Genomic DNA, 21,395 nt, shown 5'->3' on the forward strand with positions numbered 1-21,395 from the left:
TAATTTTTGAAACATCTCACGAAACAGCTTCACAATAGAAGACAGCTGTTTCGCAAAACCTTTATCCCAAAGGCTTATTACGTGCGGTATGCTGCGTTAATTCGGACGTAGTCGTACGTCAGGTCACAACCCCAGGCTGTAGCCGTTCCTTCGCCGTGGTGCAGATCCACCACAATGCGAACTGTATCGGTCTGCAAATAGGCCAATGCCGCTTCTTCGTCAAACACGACTGGATGGGACTGCGCGAGTACTGAGATCTCTCCCAAACGAATATCCACCGCATCCGGGTTCACCGGTTGTCCTGCACGCCCTACAGCTGCAATAATCCGTCCCCAGTTAGCGTCAGCGCCAAACATAGCGGATTTCACCAGACTGGACCCAATGACGGTTTTGGCAATTGCCTGCGCGGATTCATCACTTACTGCACCTGTAACTTCTACCTCAACCAGTTTGGTTGCTCCTTCACCATCGCGAGCAATGGCTTTGGCTAGCACTTGGCATACATAGGTGAAGCCAGCTGCAAAAGCGTCCCAATCCGGGTGCTCCATCGTCAGCTCTTCATTACCTGCATATCCACTAGACATGGCTACCAGCATATCGTTCGTACTTGTATCCCCATCGACGGTAATCATATTGAATGTATGATTGGTTGCCTGGCGCAGCAGGCGCTGCAACGCTTCTGCACCAATGACCGCGTCAGAGGTCATGAAAGCGAGCATTGTCGCCATATTCGGATGAATCATACCTGAGCCTTTGGCGGCACCCGCAATTGTAACCGTCTTGCCGTTAACTATAACGGAGACGCAAGCCTCCTTTTTTACCAAATCCGTTGTCAGAATCGCTTGTGAAAATTGTTCCGCCTCATTCGACTCCTTGCCCAGATGCGCCGGAAGTCCAGTGATTCCTGAATGTACAGCATCCATCTTGAGCAATTCCCCAATGACACCTGTGGAAGCCACAGCCACATCCTCTTCTGCCACACCCAACTCACGCGCAGCAGCCGAACGCATCGCATAAGCATCTTCTTCACCTTGTTGCCCTGTACATGCATTAGCATTACCACTGTTGACGATAACAGCCTGAAGGCGTCCATTGCTCAAGCTTTCGCGCGTTACTTTGAGTGGCGCCGCCTGAAACACGTTCGTCGTGTATACAGCAGCAGCTGTAGCCGGTACATCACATCGGATCGCACCGATGTCATTACGAGATGTCTTTTTCAATCCACAGTGAAGTCCACCAGCAGTGAACCCCCCAGGGGTTACAATCGTTCCGTTCTCAACCACGGTAAAAGTCTGTTGCTCCACATTCGTTCCCATATCATATCCCCCGTATGCGTTCAGCTATATGCTGATGATCGCCTGCTTAACCTGATCCGTTCTCCCTAAGTGACTCCGAGAATGCACTCTTACACTCCATATGCCAATGCACCTCTTAAATTCCATCTCTTATGGATATACCGGTGTCATGTTCAGCCCGAGGTTCTCCTCCCATCCCATCATCAGGTTCATATTTTGAATCGCTTGCCCGGAAGCACCCTTCACCAGGTTGTCGATGACCGAAATAATCGTCAAACGCCCTGTGCGAGGATCCACCGCAAATCCGATGTCACAATAGTTGGATCCGTACACTTCTTTGGTCGAAGGCCAGATGCCCGGTTCACGTACACGTACGAAAGGTTTGTTTTCATAATATTTGCGATACAGATCCACGATCTCCCGGTCACTGTGTTCCCCAACGAGGCTTGCATACATCGTACTCATGATTCCACGTGTCATTGGCACCAGTTGTGTTGTAAAGGTAACCGTAACAGGCGTTCCCGTTATGTTGCCAAGCACTTGTTCGATCTCGGGAATATGTTGGTGTTTGTTAAGTTTATAGGCTTTGAAATTCTCATTCATCTCTGCATAATGGTTTGTCAGACTTGTTCCGCGTCCCGCTCCGGATACGCCTGATTTGGCATCAATAATGATGGTAGAAGGATCAATCCAGCCTGCCTCTACTGCAGGAATCAGTCCGAGAAGAGTAGCCGTTGGATAACAGCCCGGGTTGGATATAAAATTCTGTCCCTTCACTTCTTCGCCATACACCTCAGCCATGCCATATACCGCTTGTTCCAGCAAATCAGCTGGAGGAGCCGGATGTTTGTACCACTCTTCGTATACCGTTCCGTCCTTGAGTCTGAAATCGCCAGACAGATCAATGACCTTAAGCCCTGCTGCCAGCAGGCTTGGTACGAGCTTCGCACTTACGCCGGACGGGGTCGCTGTGAATACCAAATCCGCACGACTCGCAATTTCAGCCGGATCTACACCGTCGAGTGGCCTGTGAATCACGTCCGTCAAATGCGGGAATCCATCTGCGATGGACTCACCACTGCTCGATGATGAGATCACTGATGTGATTTCAACCAACGGATGGTTCTGGAAAAATCGAATCAGCTCCACCCCGCCGTAGCCGGTGGAACCGACGATTGCTACTTTTAATTTGTTATTCACTCTCGCTCCCCCAATCTCGATGTATGCGCTACTTGTGCTATGCCCTAGCCCTAATGAGGCCTGAACACAGCAATTCCGTCGCTTATATGCATATTTGTGTATTATTATACGACTCTGGTTATATAAATACAACACTCTATCATCAATTTCACATGGATTTCCATCCAATCCGAACATATCTTTTTTTCTCATCCGGGACGAATAGATATACTTCTGTTAAAATACGTATTAGTAGGAAACATTACAATCAGGGTCTCATTCATAACTAACCTGCTAATCAAGGACATATGAATAGATTCATGATGGTCATTATGAGACGTGGGGGACTATAGTGCATATCGAATCCATTTTACTTATTGTGCTCCTAGGCCTGAATATTATTTTTGCGGCAGCAGTCGTTTTTTTCGAACGGAAGGATGCTAGCGCTTCCTGGGCTTGGCTGCTCGTCTTGAACTTTATTCCAGTGTTTGGGTTTGTACTTTATCTTTTAACCGGTCAGAACCTGACCCGATACCGGCTTTTCCAGTGGAAAGAACGTAAGAAGCTCGGGCTAGAGGAACGTATTGAATCCCAGCTCACGCAGTTGCACGATAACCGCACCCCTTTCCGCAACCAAGCAACCGAGAGTAGCCAGGACATGATCTATATGAACCTGAAGCAGAACGGTGCTCTGTTAACAGAGGATAATGCGGTTGAGATCATTACGGACGGAACAGACAAGTTCCAACGGCTCTTGGACGACATCGAAGCGGCTCAGGATCACGTGCACGTACAATACTACATTTATAGAGGCGACCGTCTGGGCAAAAGAATTCGGGATGCACTCATCCGCAAAGCGCGGGAAGGCATCAAAGTTCGTTTACTGTATGACGCGCTCGGATCGCGGCGGGTATCGAAACGCTTTTTCAAAGAATTGCGCGAAGCAGGCGGTTTGGTTGAAGTCTTTTTCCCCTCCAAATTCAGTCTGATCAACTTACGTATGAACTACCGGAATCACCGGAAGATTGTCATCATCGATGGTAATCTTGGATACACGGGCGGGTTTAATGTTGGAGATGAGTATCTTGGCTTGAACTCGAAATTCGGTTACTGGCGCGACACCCATCTGCGTATTCAGGGGAATGCCGTTCATGCGCTGCAGACCCGTTTCCTCCTGGATTGGAATGAAGCTTCCAAGCAACACGACACACCTTACGTTCCGGCGCATTTCCCTCATATCGAGGGTACAGGAAAGATTGCCATGCAGATTGTCTCTAGTGGACCGGATGCAGAGACCGAGCATATCAAGAACAGTTACCTTAAGATGATTAACGGGGCCAAACAATCAATCCTGATTCAAACGCCTTATTTTATCCCGGATGCCAGTGTATTCGAAGCTATTCGTCTCGCGTGTCTGTCCGGCATTGATGTTCGCATTATGATTCCAAATAAGCCCGACCACGCCTTCGTATATTGGGCTACGCTATCTTATATTGGTGAGTTGTTGAAGGTTGGCGCCAAAGTATTTATATATGATAATGGCTTCATTCATGCCAAAACACTTATCATTGACAGTTTAGTTGCATCCGTAGGAACCGCCAATATCGACTACCGCAGTTTCCGGTTGAACTTTGAGGTTAATGCTTTTATGTATGATGAAACAATTGCGACAGCACTCGTACAAACCTTTGAGCACGACTTGCACGTATCTCGGGAGATGACGCTCGATGAATACAAAAATCGCAGTCTGATCATTCGCTTCAAAGAAGCGATTTCCCGTCTGCTGTCTCCGATTTTGTAGCGGTCAGTATAAGATAGGCTAAGGTTTAGTTGAACTTTTAATAAAAGAAAAGCAGGCACATCCTCTCCCGCCATTTCGGAGAACGATATGCCTGCTTTTTTTAATGAAGTCATTTCTTTTGAACCTAAACGGCTAACTCGCTATTTTTCACACCCATTCACACATGTTCTCCCCGCTTAAAGCCTTCGCCGAGCACTTCATGCGCGTTACTGATAATGACAAAAGCTCCCGGGTCCACAGACCGGATCAACGCTTTGAGTCTTGGCACCTCATTTTGCCCAACCACGACCATCAGTACTGTTCGTTGATCATCGGTGTAACCACCTTTGGCCTCCAGCTTCGTTAATCCACGATCCAGGTCATCCAGAATCACTTTGCTAATCGCTTCCGTCTGGTTAGAGATAATATATGCCACCTTGGAGAAGCCCAGCCCCATCTCAACGGCATCGATCACTTTACCGGTAACATACAACCCAATCAGCGCATAGAGGGACTGCTCCAATGACAATACAAAAGCAGCCATAATAATAACGGTAGCATCCATAATGACGACACATAGAGAGTAACTCAGTCCACTGTACTTCTGAACGATTCTGGCGAGAATGCTCATGCCACCTGTTGATCCTCTACCCCGGTATACAATTCCGATCCCGAGACCAACGCCTATTCCACCATAAAGTGAACCAAGGAGTGGATTCGTTGTTGGGATGGCCCAATCCTTTGTGAGATAGACTAAGAGCGGCAGGACAATACTGCCCAAGACTGAACGAATACCATACTGCTTACCAATAAGCAGAAAACCCGCGATCAGAAGTGGGATGTTAATCGCCCATTGGGTATATGCCGGCTCCCAATTAAGCCATTCCTTACCCAGAATTGATAACCCGGATACTCCACCCGAAGCGATCTGATTCGGTAATAAAAATAAATTGAAGGCGACTGCAATTAAAAACGAACCTAAAATGATAGATATCGTATCCACGACGTTTCTCCATGGACCATTGAGTGGAATGAGGCTAGTTATCCTCTTTTTGCGATTATTGTGAAGTTGTGATCGTTGTTGCATGTTCTCGTGCTCTCCTTTGTTGTGACTGATCAGTTGTTCGCTCATTTTTTCTATCCTATAAAATTATTCAAAAAAAGCTCCTGTACACACCAGCATACGCCTACACGTATGGGTCCATACAGGAACTTATATTAATCGGTTTCTACTTTAATCTGGCTACGCAAATAACCATCGATGAATGCATCGAGGTCGCCGTCCATTACTGCTCCTGTATTTCCAGTCTCTACGCTTGTACGGTGATCCTTTACCATACTATAGGGATGGAACACATAGGAGCGAATCTGGCTACCCCATGAAATATCCGATTGATCTCCTCGGATTTCGTCCAGCTGTTGTTTTTGCTCTTCAATTTTACGCTCATACAATTTCGAACGGAGCATCGTCATCGCTCGCTCACGGTTCTTAATCTGTGAACGTTCATTCTGACACGTTACAACTACACCTGTTGGTAAGTGAGTGATCCGTACAGCAGAGTCGGTGGTATTGATATGTTGTCCACCTGCGCCACTCGCCCGGTACGTATCGATCTTGAGATCCTCTGTGCGGATGTCCAATTCAATCGTATCATCAATCTCCGGTACCACATCACAGGACACGAAGGACGTATGTCTACGGCCCGATGAGTCAAAAGGAGAGATCCGCACCAGTCGGTGTACACCCTTCTCGGCTTTCAGATAACCATAAGCGTTATGTCCTTTGATCGACAACGTAACACTCTTGATCCCCGCCTCATCACCTGGTAGATAATCCAGTACCTCAACCTTGAAGCCACGCTTCTCGGACCAGCGTGTGTACATCCGGAGCAGCATCTGTCCCCAGTCCTGAGACTCCGTACCACCCGCACCCGGGTGAAGCTCCAGAATCGCATTCATCTTGTCGTACGGCTGATTCAGGAGAAGCTGAAGTTCGAACTCTGCGACCTTGTTCACGATCGCTGTAATACTGTTACCAATCTCAGCTGCGAGGTCTTCATCGCCTTCTTCGTCCGCCAGCTCTATCATCATCACCGCATCATCATAGTCCTGCTGAAGTCTGGTGTATTGATCCACAGATCCCTTCACCGCATTTAGCTCAGCGATTACGGATTGCGCCTTGTCACTATCGTCCCAGAAATCCGGGGCAGACATCTTCACTTCAAAGTTGCCGATCATCTCTTGCTTCAGATCTAAGTCAAAGAGACCCCCTAAGGTTTGTTAGTTTCTTGCCTATTTCACGCAGGTCATGCTTCACGTTTGGATCGATCATGTGCAATTCCTCTTTTCATTAAGATAAGCTCCCCGCATCCAGGGCATTCCTCCAGACCAAGCATCAGATGCGCCAACCTGGTGTTGAGATCACTGATATATCAGTATATCTCTTTCCCGTGATCATGGTCATATGATTATAACTATGCACCATTAATCAGTTTTGCATCCTTCACTTCATCCTATGGAATACCCGGCTGCGAGGAGCCGTTCATGTCATGCTGTATAAGTTGACCTCGTAAATGTTACACCCGCCACTCCGATTACAGTAGCATCTTCCGATCGCTCTACTCTTGACCGTGGCAGTGTTTGAACTTCTTGCCACTACCGCATGGGCATGGATCGTTACGTCCGATTTGGTCAGAAACCTTCACTGGACGTTTCTCAGCAGGTTCACCGCTTGTCGAGATCTGACTTTCCTCAACAACCGCTTGACGCTCCTGATTGCTCTCGATCTGCGCTCTCATCACGTAAGTCGCTACTTCTTCTTGAATCGAAGCGATCATCTGATGGAACATCTCGAAGCCTTCGAACTGGTACTCACGCAGTGGATCTGTACCGCCGTAGGCGCGAAGGTGGATACCTTGACGCAATTGATCCATTGCATCGATATGATCCATCCACTTGCTGTCTACTGCACGGAGCACAACCACTTTCTCGAACTCACGAACCATCTCTTCGCCAATTCGCTCTTCACGTGCATTGTACTTGTTCTGAACTTTCGTGAATAGGAACTCGATGATCTCTTCTGCTTCCTTACCCCACAGATCATCTTTAGTTATGGAACCATCGTCCAGCAATTTACTGTTCATGTAATCAGCAACTTCCTGCAGCTCCCAGTTTTCCGGGATATCGTCACTACAATGTGCTTCAACGATACGTTCAATGGATGGCTTGATCATATCCATAACGATTTGTTTGATATTTTCGGACTCCAGTACCTCGCGGCGCTGTTTATATATAATTTCACGTTGTTGGTTCATTACATCATCATATTGGAGAACGACTTTACGCACGTCAAAGTTGTTACCTTCAACACGCTTCTGCGCCGATTCTACTGCACGGGTAATCATCCGGCTCTCGATCGGTTGGTCTTCTTCAAAACCAAGACGCTCCATCATGTTCAGTACATTGTCTGCACCGAAACGTCTCATCAATTCATCACCCAGTGACAGGTAGAATTGTGTTGAACCCGGGTCACCTTGACGTCCTGCACGACCACGCAGCTGATTATCAATCCGGCGTGATTCGTGACGCTCAGTACCGATGATATGAAGGCCGCCTACTTCAGCAACACCTTCACCCAAGATAATATCCGTACCCCGTCCAGCCATGTTGGTTGCAATCGTTACTGCACCCGCTTGTCCAGCTCCTGTGATGATCTCTGCTTCTTCCGCATGGTACTTGGCGTTCAGTACCTGGTGTTTGACACCACGGCGCTTAAGCATGTCAGACAGGCGTTCAGAGTTCTCAATGGACACTGTACCTACCAGAATCGGTTGATTCTTACTGTGGCGTGCCACGATCTCTTCTACAACCGCTTTGAACTTGCCATCGATGCTCTTATACACGACATCTGCCATGTCATCGCGTTTGTTCGGACGGTTGGTTGGAATTTGCAGTACTTCGAGACCGTAGATTTTTTTAAACTCTTCTTCCTCGGTTTTCGCTGTACCCGTCATACCCGCAAGTTTACGGTACATCCGGAAATAGTTCTGGAATGTAATCGTTGCAAGCGTCATACTCTCGTTTTGAACTTCGATGCCTTCTTTGGCTTCAATTGCTTGGTGCAATCCATCACTGTAACGACGTCCAGACATCAGACGACCTGTGAATTCATCGACGATCATGACTTCCTCATCACTGACAACATAATCTACGTCACGACGCATAATTACGTTGGCTTTCAAACCCTGTACGATGTGATGGTTAAGTGTAACGTTGGCATGATCATACAAGTTCTCGATACCAAATGCTTTCTCTGCTTTTGCCACGCCCGCCTCAGTCAACGCTACGGATTTCACCTTAATGTCTACTGTAAAGTCTTCTTCTGGAACCAGACGTTTCACAAAACGATCTGCTGCGTAGTACATGTCCGTCGACTTCTGAGCTTGTCCAGAGATAATGAGTGGCGTACGCGCCTCATCAACCAGGATGGAGTCCACTTCATCAATGATACAGAAGAACAATGGACGTTGTACCATTTGCTCTTTGTAAAGAACCATATTGTCACGCAGATAGTCAAAACCAAACTCGTTGTTCGTTCCGTACGTAATATCACATGCATATGCATGTTGTTTCAAAGCATGGTCCATACCGCTCAGGTTAACCCCTACCGTCATGCCCATGAATTCATAGATTTGTCCCATTTCCTGGCTATCCCGCTGTGCCAAATAGTCATTGACCGTGACCACGTGTACACCTTTGGACATCAACGCGTTCAGATATACCGGAAGTGTTCCTACCAGCGTTTTACCTTCACCCGTTTTCATCTCGGAAATACGGCCTTCATGCAGAGCGATACCGCCCAGCATCTGTACATCGTAGTGACGTTTGCCCAGTACACGGCGTGAAGCCTCACGTACGGTTGCAAATGCCTCTGGAAGAAGTTCATCTGTCGTTTCTCCCTTTTCAATACGAGCACGATATTCGTCCGTTTTGCCTTTCAGTTGTTCATCAGACAACGCCTGAAGTTGTGGTTCCAGTTTATTGATCACATCGACCGTCTTCATCAGACGTTTAACATCACGTTCGTTCATGTCGCCGAAGATCTTTTTGACAAGTCCTAGCATGGTATACCCCTTTCGTGCAAAACAGAATAGACCCCCTGTTGCCGCCATGCGACACCATCGGATGGATGTTGCTCCACTTGCCCGGGGGTGACAAACAATATAAAAAGTAATATGGATGAATCAACTCCAGGCTTGCCAAGGGTTCCTCATGAAGCTGATTCGGTGTTCAAACGGATCCGGTTATTAGAAAACTAGCCGAAGCCCGAGCCTTGCGAATCATGTTCATGGTGCTGTGCCTGTCATTGATTATGATTAGCGATCATTCGTTGACAATTCCTCATCAGGACAATGATTCTCTTTGCATAAATTGTAACAGTTTGTAAGGGCCGCCGCAACACGCCACGGCACACTTCTTTGAACTTCTGAGACATATCAAATCGAGTTTTAGTGCAAAAAATCACAGTCGTTAGCGGAAGCCTTCGATTGTCATGTTTCGTTTTGCAGGATAGACGGCGCTATCAACGAATTTTGATGGTAAATTTGGATGGAAATCTCAATATCCAGTTCTCGAATGCATGTGTACGAATATTTTCGTAATCATGAGAATCTGGTGGTAAACTTGTACAGATTGTGATTCTTCTTATTATCTATTAGACGCAGCAGCATAGGGAATAGTTTCACCATTTTATTTCCAAAGGTCATTTCCCAGCCCCTTTACGCACAAAAGAGCCCCCATCCCCTGAGGGATGGAAGCTCTTGTTAAGTCTAATCCAGGAAACTACAGTTCCTAGATTCATTATTATTAGATATTCATACGTTAAGATTAACCTTGTTCGATCAATCCGTATTTACCATCGTTCCGTTTGTAAACAACACTTACTTCTTCACTGTCAATGTTGGAGAATACGAAGAAATTGTGACCAACCATGTTCATTTGGAGGATTGCCTCTTCCACGTCCATTGGTTTCAACATAAAGCGTTTCGTCCGTACGACTTCCAGATCATCGTCATCCGTGTCCGCATCCAGTTCAGCTGTAGCTACAGTACCTGTTGGATCTTCAACGAAGAGTGTTTTCAGGCTACCTTCCTGGCGGAACTTACGGTTAATTTTTGTTTTGTGTTTGCGGATCTGACGTTCCAGCTTGTCCACCACAGAGTCAATGGATGCGTACATATCGTCGCTCTCATCCTCAGCGCGGAGCACAATGCCTTTCAAAGGGATAGTCACCTCTACCGTATGCAAACCTCTCGTCGTGCTCAATGTGACAGCACCGTCAGAGTTAAGGGGTGCATCGAAATACTTCTCGAGTCTACTCAACTTTTTGTCGACATAATCCTTCAAAGCATCAGTAACCTCGATTTGTTGACCTCGAATACTTAAATTCATAGGGCACTCCTCCTTTTTCCTTTGCCACTTCATTATAACACGAATGTAAGCGCCATGTAAAAACTCCCGGTGACCGAATAATGACATCTGTTCAAGCCACATCTGCCAACGTATCCATAACGCTATATTTCGCGATATTTCATCATATTCAGCCATAATCGTATATTTACATGGAATGTCTTATTAGGCGCTTGATGATGTATTTAACCGTTTTTGAGCTTGCTCAATCTATTATGTAAAATGAACTTCAATCTATCTCTTGAAACTACCAGATTTATAAGAATATCGATTCTCAACTGATCCTCAAATCTCGAATCTATTAGAACAAAAAAAGACCCCGGAAAGTACCGGAGTCTGATGCTAGCGATAATTCAATTTGGTAACCATCTAACCATATATGTAGGTCGGATTGTCCGGATGATTATAATTTGATTACGTTAGCTGCTTGCGGTCCACGTGCGCCTTCGACGATGTCGAATTCTACAGATTGACCTTCTTCCAAAGTTTTGAATCCTTCGGTTTGAATTGCGGAGAAATGTACGAATACGTCGCCGCCGTCTTCAGTTTCAATGAAACCGTAACCTTTTTCTGCGTTGAACCATTTTACTTTACCTTGCATGCACTAACATTCCCTTCGTCATCAAATGAAGTGAAGCTTTCGGCCTTAACCTCAGCCCACAATTCAGATAATACCATCCATAGTTATCCATTGTCAATTGGAAACGTAAATGTTTTCTTGGAATTTTTTGTAGATTAATTGGGGATTGTGTTGAAAGGTGGGATATCTTGAATATATCAGTTTGTTATAGAACGGATGTGACCTGATATACAAGTAAGATTAACAAATGCAACGCTACTAGGGTAACATAAAATATATATTACATCGCGCAAATAACAATCTAGCAGTAGCATGAGCAACTTATAAGAGTAACCTCTGAGCAGAGCATCTTTTAGGATATTTTTTTCTGTTACATACCAAGCAACTCAACAACGTAAGTTGGAAGACTCATCGATGCAAAGAGTAGCTAAAGCGGATTATAAGCTATGATTGAAATACAATGTAATTGCCTCTGAACATGGTGAAAAGCTGGGATACAACGAACGGCATGAATACAGAAAAGGATGCATCAACAGACAAGCTTACTTATCAAGTAAAACTCAAAGTTGGTGAAATCTATCAACTGCCATACGGTCTCAATTACAAATACCATCCAAGTCAATATAGCGAAGGTGGGCCTTATTTAAGCGTTACAAATTCAGGTCTAGTAAGAGCTTTAAAATACCACCGACAATTCCTGGTGAGGCTGTTGGTTCAGTTGGAGTCGTACAAGAAGGCGTAAGGGATATTGCTGAAGTTTCATTGACATAACTTATAAATTTGATTTAAAGAATGAATAGTGCTGTAACATATCCGGAATTCAGTTCTAAAACACTAAAGATAAGTAGTAATACTCATTTAAGAAGCGGACAATAATTGATTCCTAAATTAAACAAGAATAATGAAAAACTAGCGTTTTGTGAAAATATCTAAATTATATGGATGGAATACGATTTCAAGTGCGAGAAACGAGTTTTTCAAGCAATTTTAGAGACTCGTTTTTTGGCTTTTTTTTAATGAGAAAATCTTCAGTAACCAAGAATGATAGATAGCACTAAACTCTTTTCAAAATTCATTTGATGGATTAGTGATCCCTTTTGTAGCCCTTCGCTTGAATCCCCCTCTTCAAGGTAGTCTTGCCTTGGCTCCGAAACGGGTCCACACTATGCATAAATTTTCGGCGTGCACGTAGCTGTATGTTCCAAACGAGATACGTTAATTAACACCCCCTTTCTATTTTAAAAGGTCGTTTGTCGAACCAATCCAGTAAATTTAGTAGTTCTTCATTTCAAAAACCAATTTCCTTCATAAAGACAAACAATACAAAAAAAACCTTCATTCACATCTTCGACTAATAAAACCATTCTTATTTGTCAAAGTTTGTAAAATAGGTTTTTTATGAATTTTCATTTTTTTCTGTCCATCAAAAAACTATCTGGTGTATATCCTGCCTCATACGCGTTTCTTTGTACTTTCGCCTGTCCTCGCTTATGCAACCAGTCCTGTGCTTCCAGTCGAAGCGTGTTCATTCGAGCAAGAATCTCCTGATCTTTTTCCAGTAGGCTATTAATGATGTCTTTCTCATGTTCATTAGCCTGTTCTTGAGAAAAGTGTTCAATCAATTGATCCACAATCTCTTGTCGTACTTCTGTGAAGGATTCCAGCTGCTCGTAACTCAAATCATATAGATTAATCAAAATGTAATTAGTCGTACTCTCCAGTTGACTAATACATTCTGATCTATCCATTGGCATTCACAGGTTGACCTTCTTGGCTGATCGCAATCTTGGAAGCTTGAATCCAGGTCTCACGGAGTTCAGACAGATAACCTACAGCTTCTTCAGCCTTCGTTTCATCCCGATGAATGTTGGCTTCAACAAGCAAGTAATTCGTGTACTCATACAGAGAATATAAATTTTTCGAAATATCATAATCCTGATTCAATGTACTCATTAATTCACTAATGATAGTCTGGGCTTTACCCAAGTTAAAATTAACCTTTTCAATATCCTGTTGTTGCATAGCAGCAATGGCTGTCTTCGTAAAACGAATAGCTCCATCATATAACATGATGACTAACTGCGCCGGATTAGAGGTTTGGACAGAGGATTGACGATATTTATCATATGGAGAAGTGATCAAAAGTCTCACCCTTTATATTAAAATTAATTACCAAATTGAGATAGAAGACTGGACGACTGTGACTGCAACTGTGTCATTGCTTTTTCCATGGCAGCGAACTGTTTATAATACCGATTCTCCGTAGTAGTAAGGTTACGTTGCATCGTAGCAATTCTCTTATTATATTCATCCAGTTTTCTGCCCATCGGATTTTCCGCGCTAAACGTGCTAGTAATATCTGTTGTAAAACGGTTAGTACCTGAACGATCAGATATCCGTTGAATTGCAGTAGAAGCCTTGTCTGCCAATTTATCGAATAACCCATCATTTGGCGAAGAAACTGGTCCTTGGAATACATCAATCACTGCCTGTGGATTGGTACTAATCATACTTTTGAGCTTTGCCTCATCTTTTATAATTAGTTTTCCGTTCTCTGAGTATGATCCGGTAGTAATCCCCATCGCACTGAGAGGCCCCAATGCTCCAGTGATCACACTACGCATATCTGACAGTACTGACTTGATAATATCATTGTTTTTCAGCATTCCACTCTTAGATTTTTCAGTCCATGCCAGAATCTCAGATTCTTTCATTTCTTTTTTATTTTCGTCTGTGAGTGGTCTAAAATCATTATATCTGGTTTCTCTAATGGTTGAGTTTAAAGATTGGATAAGCTTGTTGTAATCATCAATGAAACCTTTGATCGTCTCAAGTGCCTTGTCGGGATCTGTTTGGTTTTTAATGATAACTGGGTTATTAACCCCAGTCTCCTCTTGCAGTGTCAATTGCACACCATTAATGGTAAAGGTATTGGTTCTAATGTTATCCATCTTTTGGCCATTTACATGCACTTCAGCATTTATGCCTTCCTTTACTAACGTCAAAGGCGTATCACTTTCTATGGCAGGTTCTGCTCCCTTAAATAAAGCCAGGAATTCATAAGACTTACCACCAAGCTTAATTTCTTCAATTCCAGCTTTAGTTTTAAAACTAAGTTTTCCTTTTTCATCAAAGCCAGCGGTTACTCCCGCTTTTTCATTACCGTTAATTTCATTTAATATGCTCTGAATGGATGTTGTTTCTTTGAATTCGAACTTCTCACCATTGATACTAAAACTATACGTCTTCGCAGCTGCTCCTGGTTCTGGTGCCTTGCCATCAAGTAACGTTTTCAAGTCAGCAAGCGTCTTGTCTGCTGTAACCGTTGCTCCTGCTCCTTTTGTTTCTACACTTGTTTTTTTGGAGAACAAAGCAAGGATTGAGTTACTATCTGACGGAGTTTTAACATCTACTTTCCCATCGGTTCCACCTGATTTTGAAGCAAATGAGAGTTTACCCGTAGCTTCATCATAACTTGCAATGACATCAGCTTTTGCATCAGCGTTGATGACCGAAATCAAGGATGCAATTGAAGTAGTACCTTTGAATTTATCTTTGAAACTCACACCATTAATCGTTATATCGAATTTCTTCGCATCGTACTCCGCCCTCTCCGTAGCACTCAAGCTAGAAAGATCTACGCCATCCAGAGTAGCTAAGGTAGTATTACGACTAACCCCAGGGCCTAGACCTGAGGTTTCACGCGTCTCAGCTACTGCCAATTTTTCGATACTGACTTTCATCTCAGCCATCGTTGCAGTTGCAGACGCTTCAGCTCTCAACGCAGTTGTATTACCCGAAACCATTGATTTATTAGCATTAAGCGCCGACGAAGCACCATATTTATCGGTTAATTTATTGGAACGAAAATCATATAATTTACTGCTTGCTTCACGATAGCTCTCACGTTGCCATTGCAAAATCTGTTTATCCTGATTCAATCTGTCCAGTCGCAGAGTTTTGGTAGCCATCATGCTCTTGACCATACTTTCAATATTCATACCTGAAAAGCCGTTAACCCGTGTAACCATTGTGCACCTCCAGATCCATATTATATCTTCTCGTCAACTAAAATTCCGGCAAGTTCCATCATTTTAGCAACCAAATCCAATGTTTTCTCAGGAGGAATCTCGCGGATCAATTCCCCTGTATCTCTATTAAGTACTTTGACCATAATTTCATGTGTTTTCTCATGAATACTAATATCCAGTGTCGTTTGTGGACCTTGCAGGGATTTCACAGCATTTTCAATCGTTCTAATCAAGTGTTCTTCACCGATGGATAAGGAAGTTCCTTGCCTCTCCAACTGGCTCAAACTCAAGCCCTTATTCATACTTGAGTTCAGGTCCCCTCGCTGCATTTCAGATACTGAAGATGGTTCCCCTTGTTGACTGACTGATGATGACGTATTAGCGGATAATGAGAACTGTACATTCATCTTTACCACTACCTCCGGCTTCATATTTACTTTTATATCGGTTTAAATCACGTTTCTCATTAGAGCTTTATGAAAAATATGTATAAAAAGACCTCGGCAATGCCGAGGCCTCCTGCAGACAGTTAAATTAATTCTTGATCATGATGGACATATAAGCCATGGAAGTGTAATTATTGTCTTCCAGTAGCTCAAGCACGTTATTTAAATATCTTCCATTATGTTCAACGGTTTTGGCAAATGATTGAACAAGCTTTACTACCAGGTCCGTGGTTAAACCTTTATGGAAGCCAGACATGCCAATCAAATGCAGTTTAATCATAGAGAAATGAACAACCATCATAACATAATCGTCATATACTCCGCTACGTCCAAATGGAAACAAATTTTTGAAAACATAATTCACAAGGTAGTTTTCGAGAATATACTCGTGTTCTTCCATAAATGGACTGTAGTAATCTTCACTCGCTGTCTTGTATCTTTCTGCAATCTCTTCCTCGGTAGAATCCTCCGTGTACATAATACCGTTCAGTGTTTCTACAACACATTGCATATATCTTGAACTATTAAATCCATGTCCAAAACGAAAATCCATAAGCTCCTTACAGAGCTTCATCTGCACCATGTGATTTCCTGGGATATCCATTAAAGACTTTTTGGTATTAGGGTCTTCCAACATTCTTGAATATGATGTAATCGTATCTAAAACTGCCTCATATTTTTCTTCGTTAACTTGAGACTGTACTTTCTGATAAAACAAGCCTAGAATAATTAGTCTCTCTGATAATGTGTAGGCACGATTTTGCAACACCTGAATCGTAAAAATTCGCAAATCCCAAAAATATGGTGTTAACTTATTTTTAGTATTCGGATTATCAGTAATAATTTGCTTCATAATCCAAACTTTATTATCTTCGCTTTCTTCAATTTCATTAAATTGAATCCCCTCAGGGTTCAATAACGTAAGCCTCGCTGCCTCAGGACAAGATAATGTGGTGGATTTTTCTAATACTCCATCTATACTGTTAATACTTCTGGGATAGGTGCTGCACACATTCGACAGGTAGTCCTCTCCTAAGCCTAGTTGAACCTTACACAAGTTTTCCTCGGACAGAAAGCTACATCTTCCTTGTTCATTCATCTTAATCTTTGCATATCTCTGTGGACTGGGCTCCGAACGATGTCTAGAGATGTTCTTATTAAATAAAGGTTTGAATTCAATATCACGGGATTTAGCATACTTTTTATACGTGGCTTGATCAATATCCACTCTCCATCCAACACAACAGGAATCTTCACAGGCTGAGCCAATACAAGCAAATTCCTGCATATATTCGGGAACAAGAATGGTTCGGCTTTTCGTTGTCATCTAGTTTACCCCTTATCACCTTTTGTAAATAAAAATAGATACCCTCACGTAGAAGATATCTATTTCAACTTGCAAATGTACAAAATTCCGAAGGAATTGGATAACCAATTCCTCCAGAAACATTTTAAAATTAACGAAGCAATTGCAGCACGCCTTGTGGCTGTTGGTTTGCTTGTGCCAACATTGCTTGAGCTGCTTGAGCCAAGATGTTGTTTTTCGTTTGGGACATCATTTCTTTCGCCATGTCTACGTCACGGATACGGGATTCCGCTGCAGTCAAGTTCTCGGAAGAAGTTCCCAAGTTATTGATTGTGTGCTCCAAACGGTTTTGAACAGCACCCAGTTTAGAACGTTCGCTAGATACAGAAGCAATCGCTTTGTCAACGGTTGTGATTGCACTAGCAGCGTTCGTGTTGCTTGTCAAATCAAGAGCCTTCTCAGCATTTTTGTTGTCTGTTCCGTCTGTTACGTTATCCGCTCCAGAGAAACCTTTACCTGTACCTGTGATACCCAATGCCGCAGCACGCATGTCGTTAACGCCCAAAGACAGGGATTGATTTTGGTTCGCACCAATTTGGAATGCTGCAGAACGATCCTCATACTCAGCAGGTGTAGTCTCTTGAGGCTCAGTCGTCACTTCAGTCGTTGCTGTCTCTAATTTAAATGTACCTACCAGCGCTGTTGCAGTCCCTTTTGCCAAATCAAACTTAATGCCATTCGCATCATAATTGAATGTAGCACCGACCCCAGAGAACTTCGTAGAAGATACTGAAGCTCCGCCTGCATCCAATAAATCAACAGTCAGATCAGTACCAGCAAGGGTTACTTTCACTTGGGATACATTGGCAATAAGTTGACTATCAGCTGCATCAATCTTAAAGTTAGTCATTGCCGCTGGGGTAGCGCCTGCATTAGTATTTGTTGTCCAATCCTGCGAGGTTGGAATTGTGTTAACAACAGCAGTAGTTAAATTACCCGTACTGCCGTTAGCTTTTTTCAAGTCGATTGTTACAGTTTCACCTACAGCCCAATCTTTGGCATCAGCTCCCTTAAAGGAGAAAGTGATACCCTCATTGTCAAAGGAATACGTATCCTTAGCAGCATCGTAAGCCAATGCTTGAGCATCAATTTTCAAATTCAAAGGAGTACCACCCGTTTTATCAATACCATCAAATGAAAGCTTAAAGCCATCGGCATCTCTTTCAAGCTTAATCTCATTCTTGCCTGCTGCTGATGCTTCATTTACTTTGGTCCAATCAAAACCGTTCGCAGCTTTACCCGTAAACTTAACGTCAAATGCCACTTGGGAATCATTGTCAGACCATGCGATTGGCTCTGGGCCAACTTTAACCGTTTGGGTAATTGCTTTATTAACATCAACTGTTGTAGCTGGAGTAGTTACCGCTGCTTTTGTCATGAATTTATCAGACAAGTCACCGTTCAACAATTTCTTCGTATTGAACTCCGTTGTGTTACCAATCCGGTTGATCTCGGAAGTCAACTGGTTCATTTCTTTTTGCAATTCGCCACGATCTTGCTCTGTGTTTGTATCATTGGAAGATTGAACTGCAAGCTCACGCATACGTTGCAGGATGGAGTGAGTTTCGTTCAATGCACCCTCAGCTGTTTGGATCAAAGAGATTCCATCTTGAGCGTTACGAGTAGCTTGATCCAAACCACGGATTTGTCCACGCATTTTTTCGGAAATTGCCAAACCAGCAGCATCGTCACCAGCACGGTTGATACGAAGACCAGAAGACAATTTTTCGATGTTTTTGTTCGTGTTAGCAGTGTTAGTGCTCAGTTGGCGGTGTGTGTTCAACGCCGCGATATTATGGTTGATAATCATTAGAAATTTCCTCCCTGAAAATAAGTTAGTTCCACATCCTTGTGGTAAACGCCGCGACATTAAGGTCGGCCGCCCTGCCGAAGCAGCGTCTAAATTATATATCGACGAGAGGTGTACAAGTGTTTATAGCAAAATGGAATATTTTTAATCTTTTTTCAATTCGGAGTTACGCAGCCGTTCCATAAATGCTTCAACATTGGCGGCAAGAGGCGTAGCTGACTCCCGGTTAGCTTCCTGAATGGACGCATATATCTCCTGACGATAGATATCAATATGTTTGGGTGCAGAGATTCCGATTCTCACCGTATCTCCTTCTACAGCTAGCACTGTAACTTCGATCTGATCCTGGATGATGATAGACTCGCCTTTTTTTCGCGACAATACGAGCATCTCACACACCTCCTTTAGCGGAATTCAACTGTTCTTCTGGCCAGATCAGACAACGCGTCTCATACCCCGATTGATGTAGTACAACTTGCTTACCTGTTCGGTTCTCTGGGTTCAACACAACGGGAGCAAGCAGATTCATCGTAGATAGGTTAACCCTTGAATGGATCGTGACCATTGAATACACCTCAACCTGGTCACGAATCTCAAGCTCATCTCGATCTGCCTCTGGTAATTCAAAGCTATACCCAGGAGAGAAGAGGAATGGATTAACAATCAGAAAAGAAAGCTCTTGCTCACGGAGAGATTGCAAGTATACAAAGGGAGTATCCTCCCACGGAATTAATGCAAATTGGTGCTCATCATCGAATCCGGGCAGACCCTTGGAAAAGGAATAAACAACCTCATCTTGTACTTCGATCTCGCCCCACATGCTTGTCTGAATTTTCATAATAACGAAGCCTCCCAAACAAAGATTTTACGCAAAAAGAGCTGTAGATGTCTGCTTCAAGACTGTCTACAGCTCTACTTTATAGTTGTTACATTCCGACATCAATAGCTGGTGGCGTATACTGTATTGATGCATACTGCTTCACATAGATGTCGAGTTTACCTCGCTGATACTCGATTTCAGGTCGATTGACCCTAACATTCAGCTCTGAAACAGCTGGTGTGTAATTAAGTTCCGGAGCACGAACATTGACACGAACATCTACGTTGTCGATAGATGCCGGTCCTCGCATCTCTGGAAAAGAAGTCCCCTGCCAATCCTCACCAATAATATTAGCAATCGTATTACCTGGTTTATGAATCTCTGCTAATTGATCTCCTTGTTGAACACGATTAGCAATGTTTTGTAAGAAAATCTGCTGAATGCCTGAATAGATTCGAGCATTCATATCAATCATATTCCCACCATTATAAGCTGCGAATGCTTTTGATTGATCAACATTCAGCTCAGGAGCATGACTTTTAACTGTTAACTTGGCCGGTCTTGTATGAAGCTGCACATCCGCTTTAGGCTGGCGCAATGAAAACTGTCCTAGATCAGCGTTTATGCTCAATACAGACGGCGTCGTTCTTATCTGAACAACAGGAAGAGTACTCATACAGCTCCTCCTTTTATCTCAAGAAGTCCACAAGAGACGGTGAAATAATCTTGGATCCCGCTGATAAAGAAGCGTTGTATATATTTTCCTGTATTTTAGACTTCATCACAAGTTCAGCATAATCTGCATCTTCAACCTTCGCCTGAAGATCCGTCAAGTTCACACCCAGATCATCCAAACGTCCCATCATTAGATCGATCCGATTCGTTTTGGCACCGATCTCAGAGCGGATGGCCAACATTTTATCCATTCTACTATCAATGTTGCCAAGTTGATTGGATAATTCCTTCTGTTCCCCGTCTGATAATGCTTGAATAATGTTATTCAAAACTACAAATAGATTGTCATCTTCATCTTCATTCCCAAATGCTTCATTACCCGTTACATTAATGGGTAGTTGCACACTTTCCCCAACAATGAAATTGATTTTACCTGTATCGGTAATGACAGAAGCTGCATCTGTTGTATCGGAAGATCCATTCGCATCCTTGGTAAAATCGTAAGGCTTAATGTCATATGTTTCACCATTAAATACATATTTACCATTCAGCTTACTATTGGCTACATCAATGAGCTGTTCTTTCAACTGACTAACTTCTTCTTTGATACTATCAAGGGCAGACTGAGGATTGGTTCCTGTCGAACCCTGAACGACCAACTCACGCAAACGTTGAACGATACTCCCTGCTTGATCCATGACTGTATCGTTAAAATCCAGCCAAGATGTCGCACTATCTACATTCTTCTGATATTGTTCATTCGACGCCAATTCAGCACGGTAACGCAAAGAGTAGGTAATACCTACCGGATCGTCTGAAGGTTTGTTAATTTTCATGCCGGTCGCCATCTGAGTCTGCGTATTATTCATCTGCTGTGCATTACGATTCAAGTTCAATAGCAATTGGGAACTAAGCATGTTATTCGTTATTCTCATAGTCTAGTTA

Annotated in this window: 18 protein-coding genes; 1 reads left to right on the forward strand and 17 read right to left on the reverse strand. The window is 43.4% G+C overall.

The window, feature by feature from the left end; genetic code table 11:
* Positions 1 to 77 precede the first annotated feature (77 nt).
* Both argJ and argC read right to left on the reverse strand, forming a co-directional pair.
* A complete protein-coding gene (argJ, locus tag MHI06_RS26590; protein ID WP_340399601.1) occupies positions 78 to 1,316 on the reverse strand; it encodes a bifunctional glutamate N-acetyltransferase/amino-acid acetyltransferase ArgJ in 1,239 nt (412 codons plus the stop codon).
* A gap of 129 nt (positions 1,317 to 1,445) precedes the next feature.
* Entirely contained in the window at positions 1,446 to 2,495 is a 1,050-nt protein-coding gene (gene argC / locus MHI06_RS26595) for an N-acetyl-gamma-glutamyl-phosphate reductase (RefSeq protein ID WP_340399602.1), read from the reverse strand.
* 331 nt (positions 2,496 to 2,826) lie between these two features.
* On the opposite strand from argC, the gene cls reads away from it, so the two are divergent.
* Positions 2,827 to 4,275, forward strand: coding sequence for a cardiolipin synthase (gene cls, locus MHI06_RS26600; protein ID WP_340399603.1), 1,449 nt, complete (start codon positions 2,827 to 2,829; stop codon positions 4,273 to 4,275).
* A 157-nt stretch (positions 4,276 to 4,432) separates the two neighbouring features.
* Here cls and MHI06_RS26605 read toward each other — a convergent pair whose 3' ends face one another.
* The 15 genes from MHI06_RS26605 to flgL all read right to left on the reverse strand — a co-directional run bounded on the left by MHI06_RS26605 (position 4,433) and on the right by flgL (position 21,385).
* On the reverse strand, positions 4,433 to 5,341 hold the full coding sequence (locus MHI06_RS26605; RefSeq protein WP_062837019.1) for a YitT family protein: 909 nt from the start codon (positions 5,339 to 5,341) through the stop codon (positions 4,433 to 4,435).
* Between the two features lie 131 nt (positions 5,342 to 5,472).
* Positions 5,473 to 6,586, reverse strand: a protein-coding gene (gene prfB / locus MHI06_RS26610) for a peptide chain release factor 2 (RefSeq protein WP_153028283.1) whose coding sequence is annotated in 2 segments (ribosomal slippage) — positions 5,473 to 6,513 and positions 6,515 to 6,586 — 1,113 coding nt in all. Because the reading frame shifts where the segments join, the coding sequence is not laid out codon by codon here.
* A 286-nt stretch (positions 6,587 to 6,872) separates the two neighbouring features.
* Positions 6,873 to 9,377 (reverse strand): preprotein translocase subunit SecA, encoded by a 2,505-nt coding sequence (gene secA, locus MHI06_RS26615; protein WP_169479740.1) that lies wholly within the window; start codon positions 9,375 to 9,377, stop codon positions 6,873 to 6,875.
* 763 nt (positions 9,378 to 10,140) lie between these two features.
* Positions 10,141 to 10,704, reverse strand: coding sequence for a ribosome-associated translation inhibitor RaiA (gene raiA / locus MHI06_RS26620; RefSeq protein WP_047840659.1), 564 nt, complete (start codon positions 10,702 to 10,704; stop codon positions 10,141 to 10,143).
* 421 nt (positions 10,705 to 11,125) lie between these two features.
* Positions 11,126 to 11,323: a cold shock domain-containing protein gene (locus tag MHI06_RS26625; protein WP_017691992.1), complete on the reverse strand. Its 198-nt coding sequence runs from the start codon at positions 11,321 to 11,323 to the stop codon at positions 11,126 to 11,128.
* 1,385 nt (positions 11,324 to 12,708) lie between these two features.
* Entirely contained in the window at positions 12,709 to 13,056 is a 348-nt protein-coding gene (locus MHI06_RS26630; RefSeq protein ID WP_340399604.1) for a flagellar protein FliT, read from the reverse strand.
* Entirely contained in the window at positions 13,043 to 13,444 is a 402-nt protein-coding gene (gene fliS / locus MHI06_RS26635) for a flagellar export chaperone FliS (protein WP_340399605.1), read from the reverse strand. The genes MHI06_RS26630 and fliS overlap by 14 nt, the downstream gene beginning before the upstream one ends.
* A gap of 23 nt (positions 13,445 to 13,467) precedes the next feature.
* Complete coding sequence (gene fliD / locus MHI06_RS26640) at positions 13,468 to 15,333, reverse strand: flagellar filament capping protein FliD (RefSeq protein WP_340399606.1); 1,866 nt, start codon at positions 15,331 to 15,333, stop codon at positions 13,468 to 13,470.
* A 20-nt stretch (positions 15,334 to 15,353) separates the two neighbouring features.
* On the reverse strand, positions 15,354 to 15,740 hold the full coding sequence (locus MHI06_RS26645) for a flagellar protein FlaG (RefSeq protein ID WP_340399607.1): 387 nt from the start codon (positions 15,738 to 15,740) through the stop codon (positions 15,354 to 15,356).
* 127 nt (positions 15,741 to 15,867) lie between these two features.
* On the reverse strand, positions 15,868 to 17,106 hold the full coding sequence (fliB, locus tag MHI06_RS26650; RefSeq protein WP_340399608.1) for a flagellin lysine-N-methylase: 1,239 nt from the start codon (positions 17,104 to 17,106) through the stop codon (positions 15,868 to 15,870).
* Positions 17,107 to 17,236: 130 nt separating this feature from the next.
* Positions 17,237 to 18,955 (reverse strand): flagellin, encoded by a 1,719-nt coding sequence (locus MHI06_RS26655; protein WP_340399609.1) that lies wholly within the window; start codon positions 18,953 to 18,955, stop codon positions 17,237 to 17,239.
* Positions 18,956 to 19,099: 144 nt separating this feature from the next.
* Positions 19,100 to 19,345, reverse strand: coding sequence for a carbon storage regulator CsrA (gene csrA, locus MHI06_RS26660; protein ID WP_339284430.1), 246 nt, complete (start codon positions 19,343 to 19,345; stop codon positions 19,100 to 19,102).
* Between the two features lies 1 nt (position 19,346).
* On the reverse strand, positions 19,347 to 19,793 hold the full coding sequence (locus tag MHI06_RS26665; RefSeq protein WP_340399610.1) for a flagellar assembly protein FliW: 447 nt from the start codon (positions 19,791 to 19,793) through the stop codon (positions 19,347 to 19,349).
* Between the two features lie 88 nt (positions 19,794 to 19,881).
* Positions 19,882 to 20,451 (reverse strand): DUF6470 family protein, encoded by a 570-nt coding sequence (locus MHI06_RS26670; protein ID WP_340399611.1) that lies wholly within the window; start codon positions 20,449 to 20,451, stop codon positions 19,882 to 19,884.
* Between the two features lie 13 nt (positions 20,452 to 20,464).
* Positions 20,465 to 21,385 (reverse strand): flagellar hook-associated protein FlgL, encoded by a 921-nt coding sequence (flgL, locus tag MHI06_RS26675; RefSeq protein WP_340399612.1) that lies wholly within the window; start codon positions 21,383 to 21,385, stop codon positions 20,465 to 20,467.
* Positions 21,386 to 21,395: the final 10 nt, after the last annotated feature.

Origin of the sequence: Paenibacillus sp. FSL H8-0079 (assembly GCF_037991315.1) — a bacterium.
In the GTDB taxonomy this organism is placed as follows: Bacteria; Bacillota; Bacilli; order Paenibacillales; family Paenibacillaceae; genus Paenibacillus.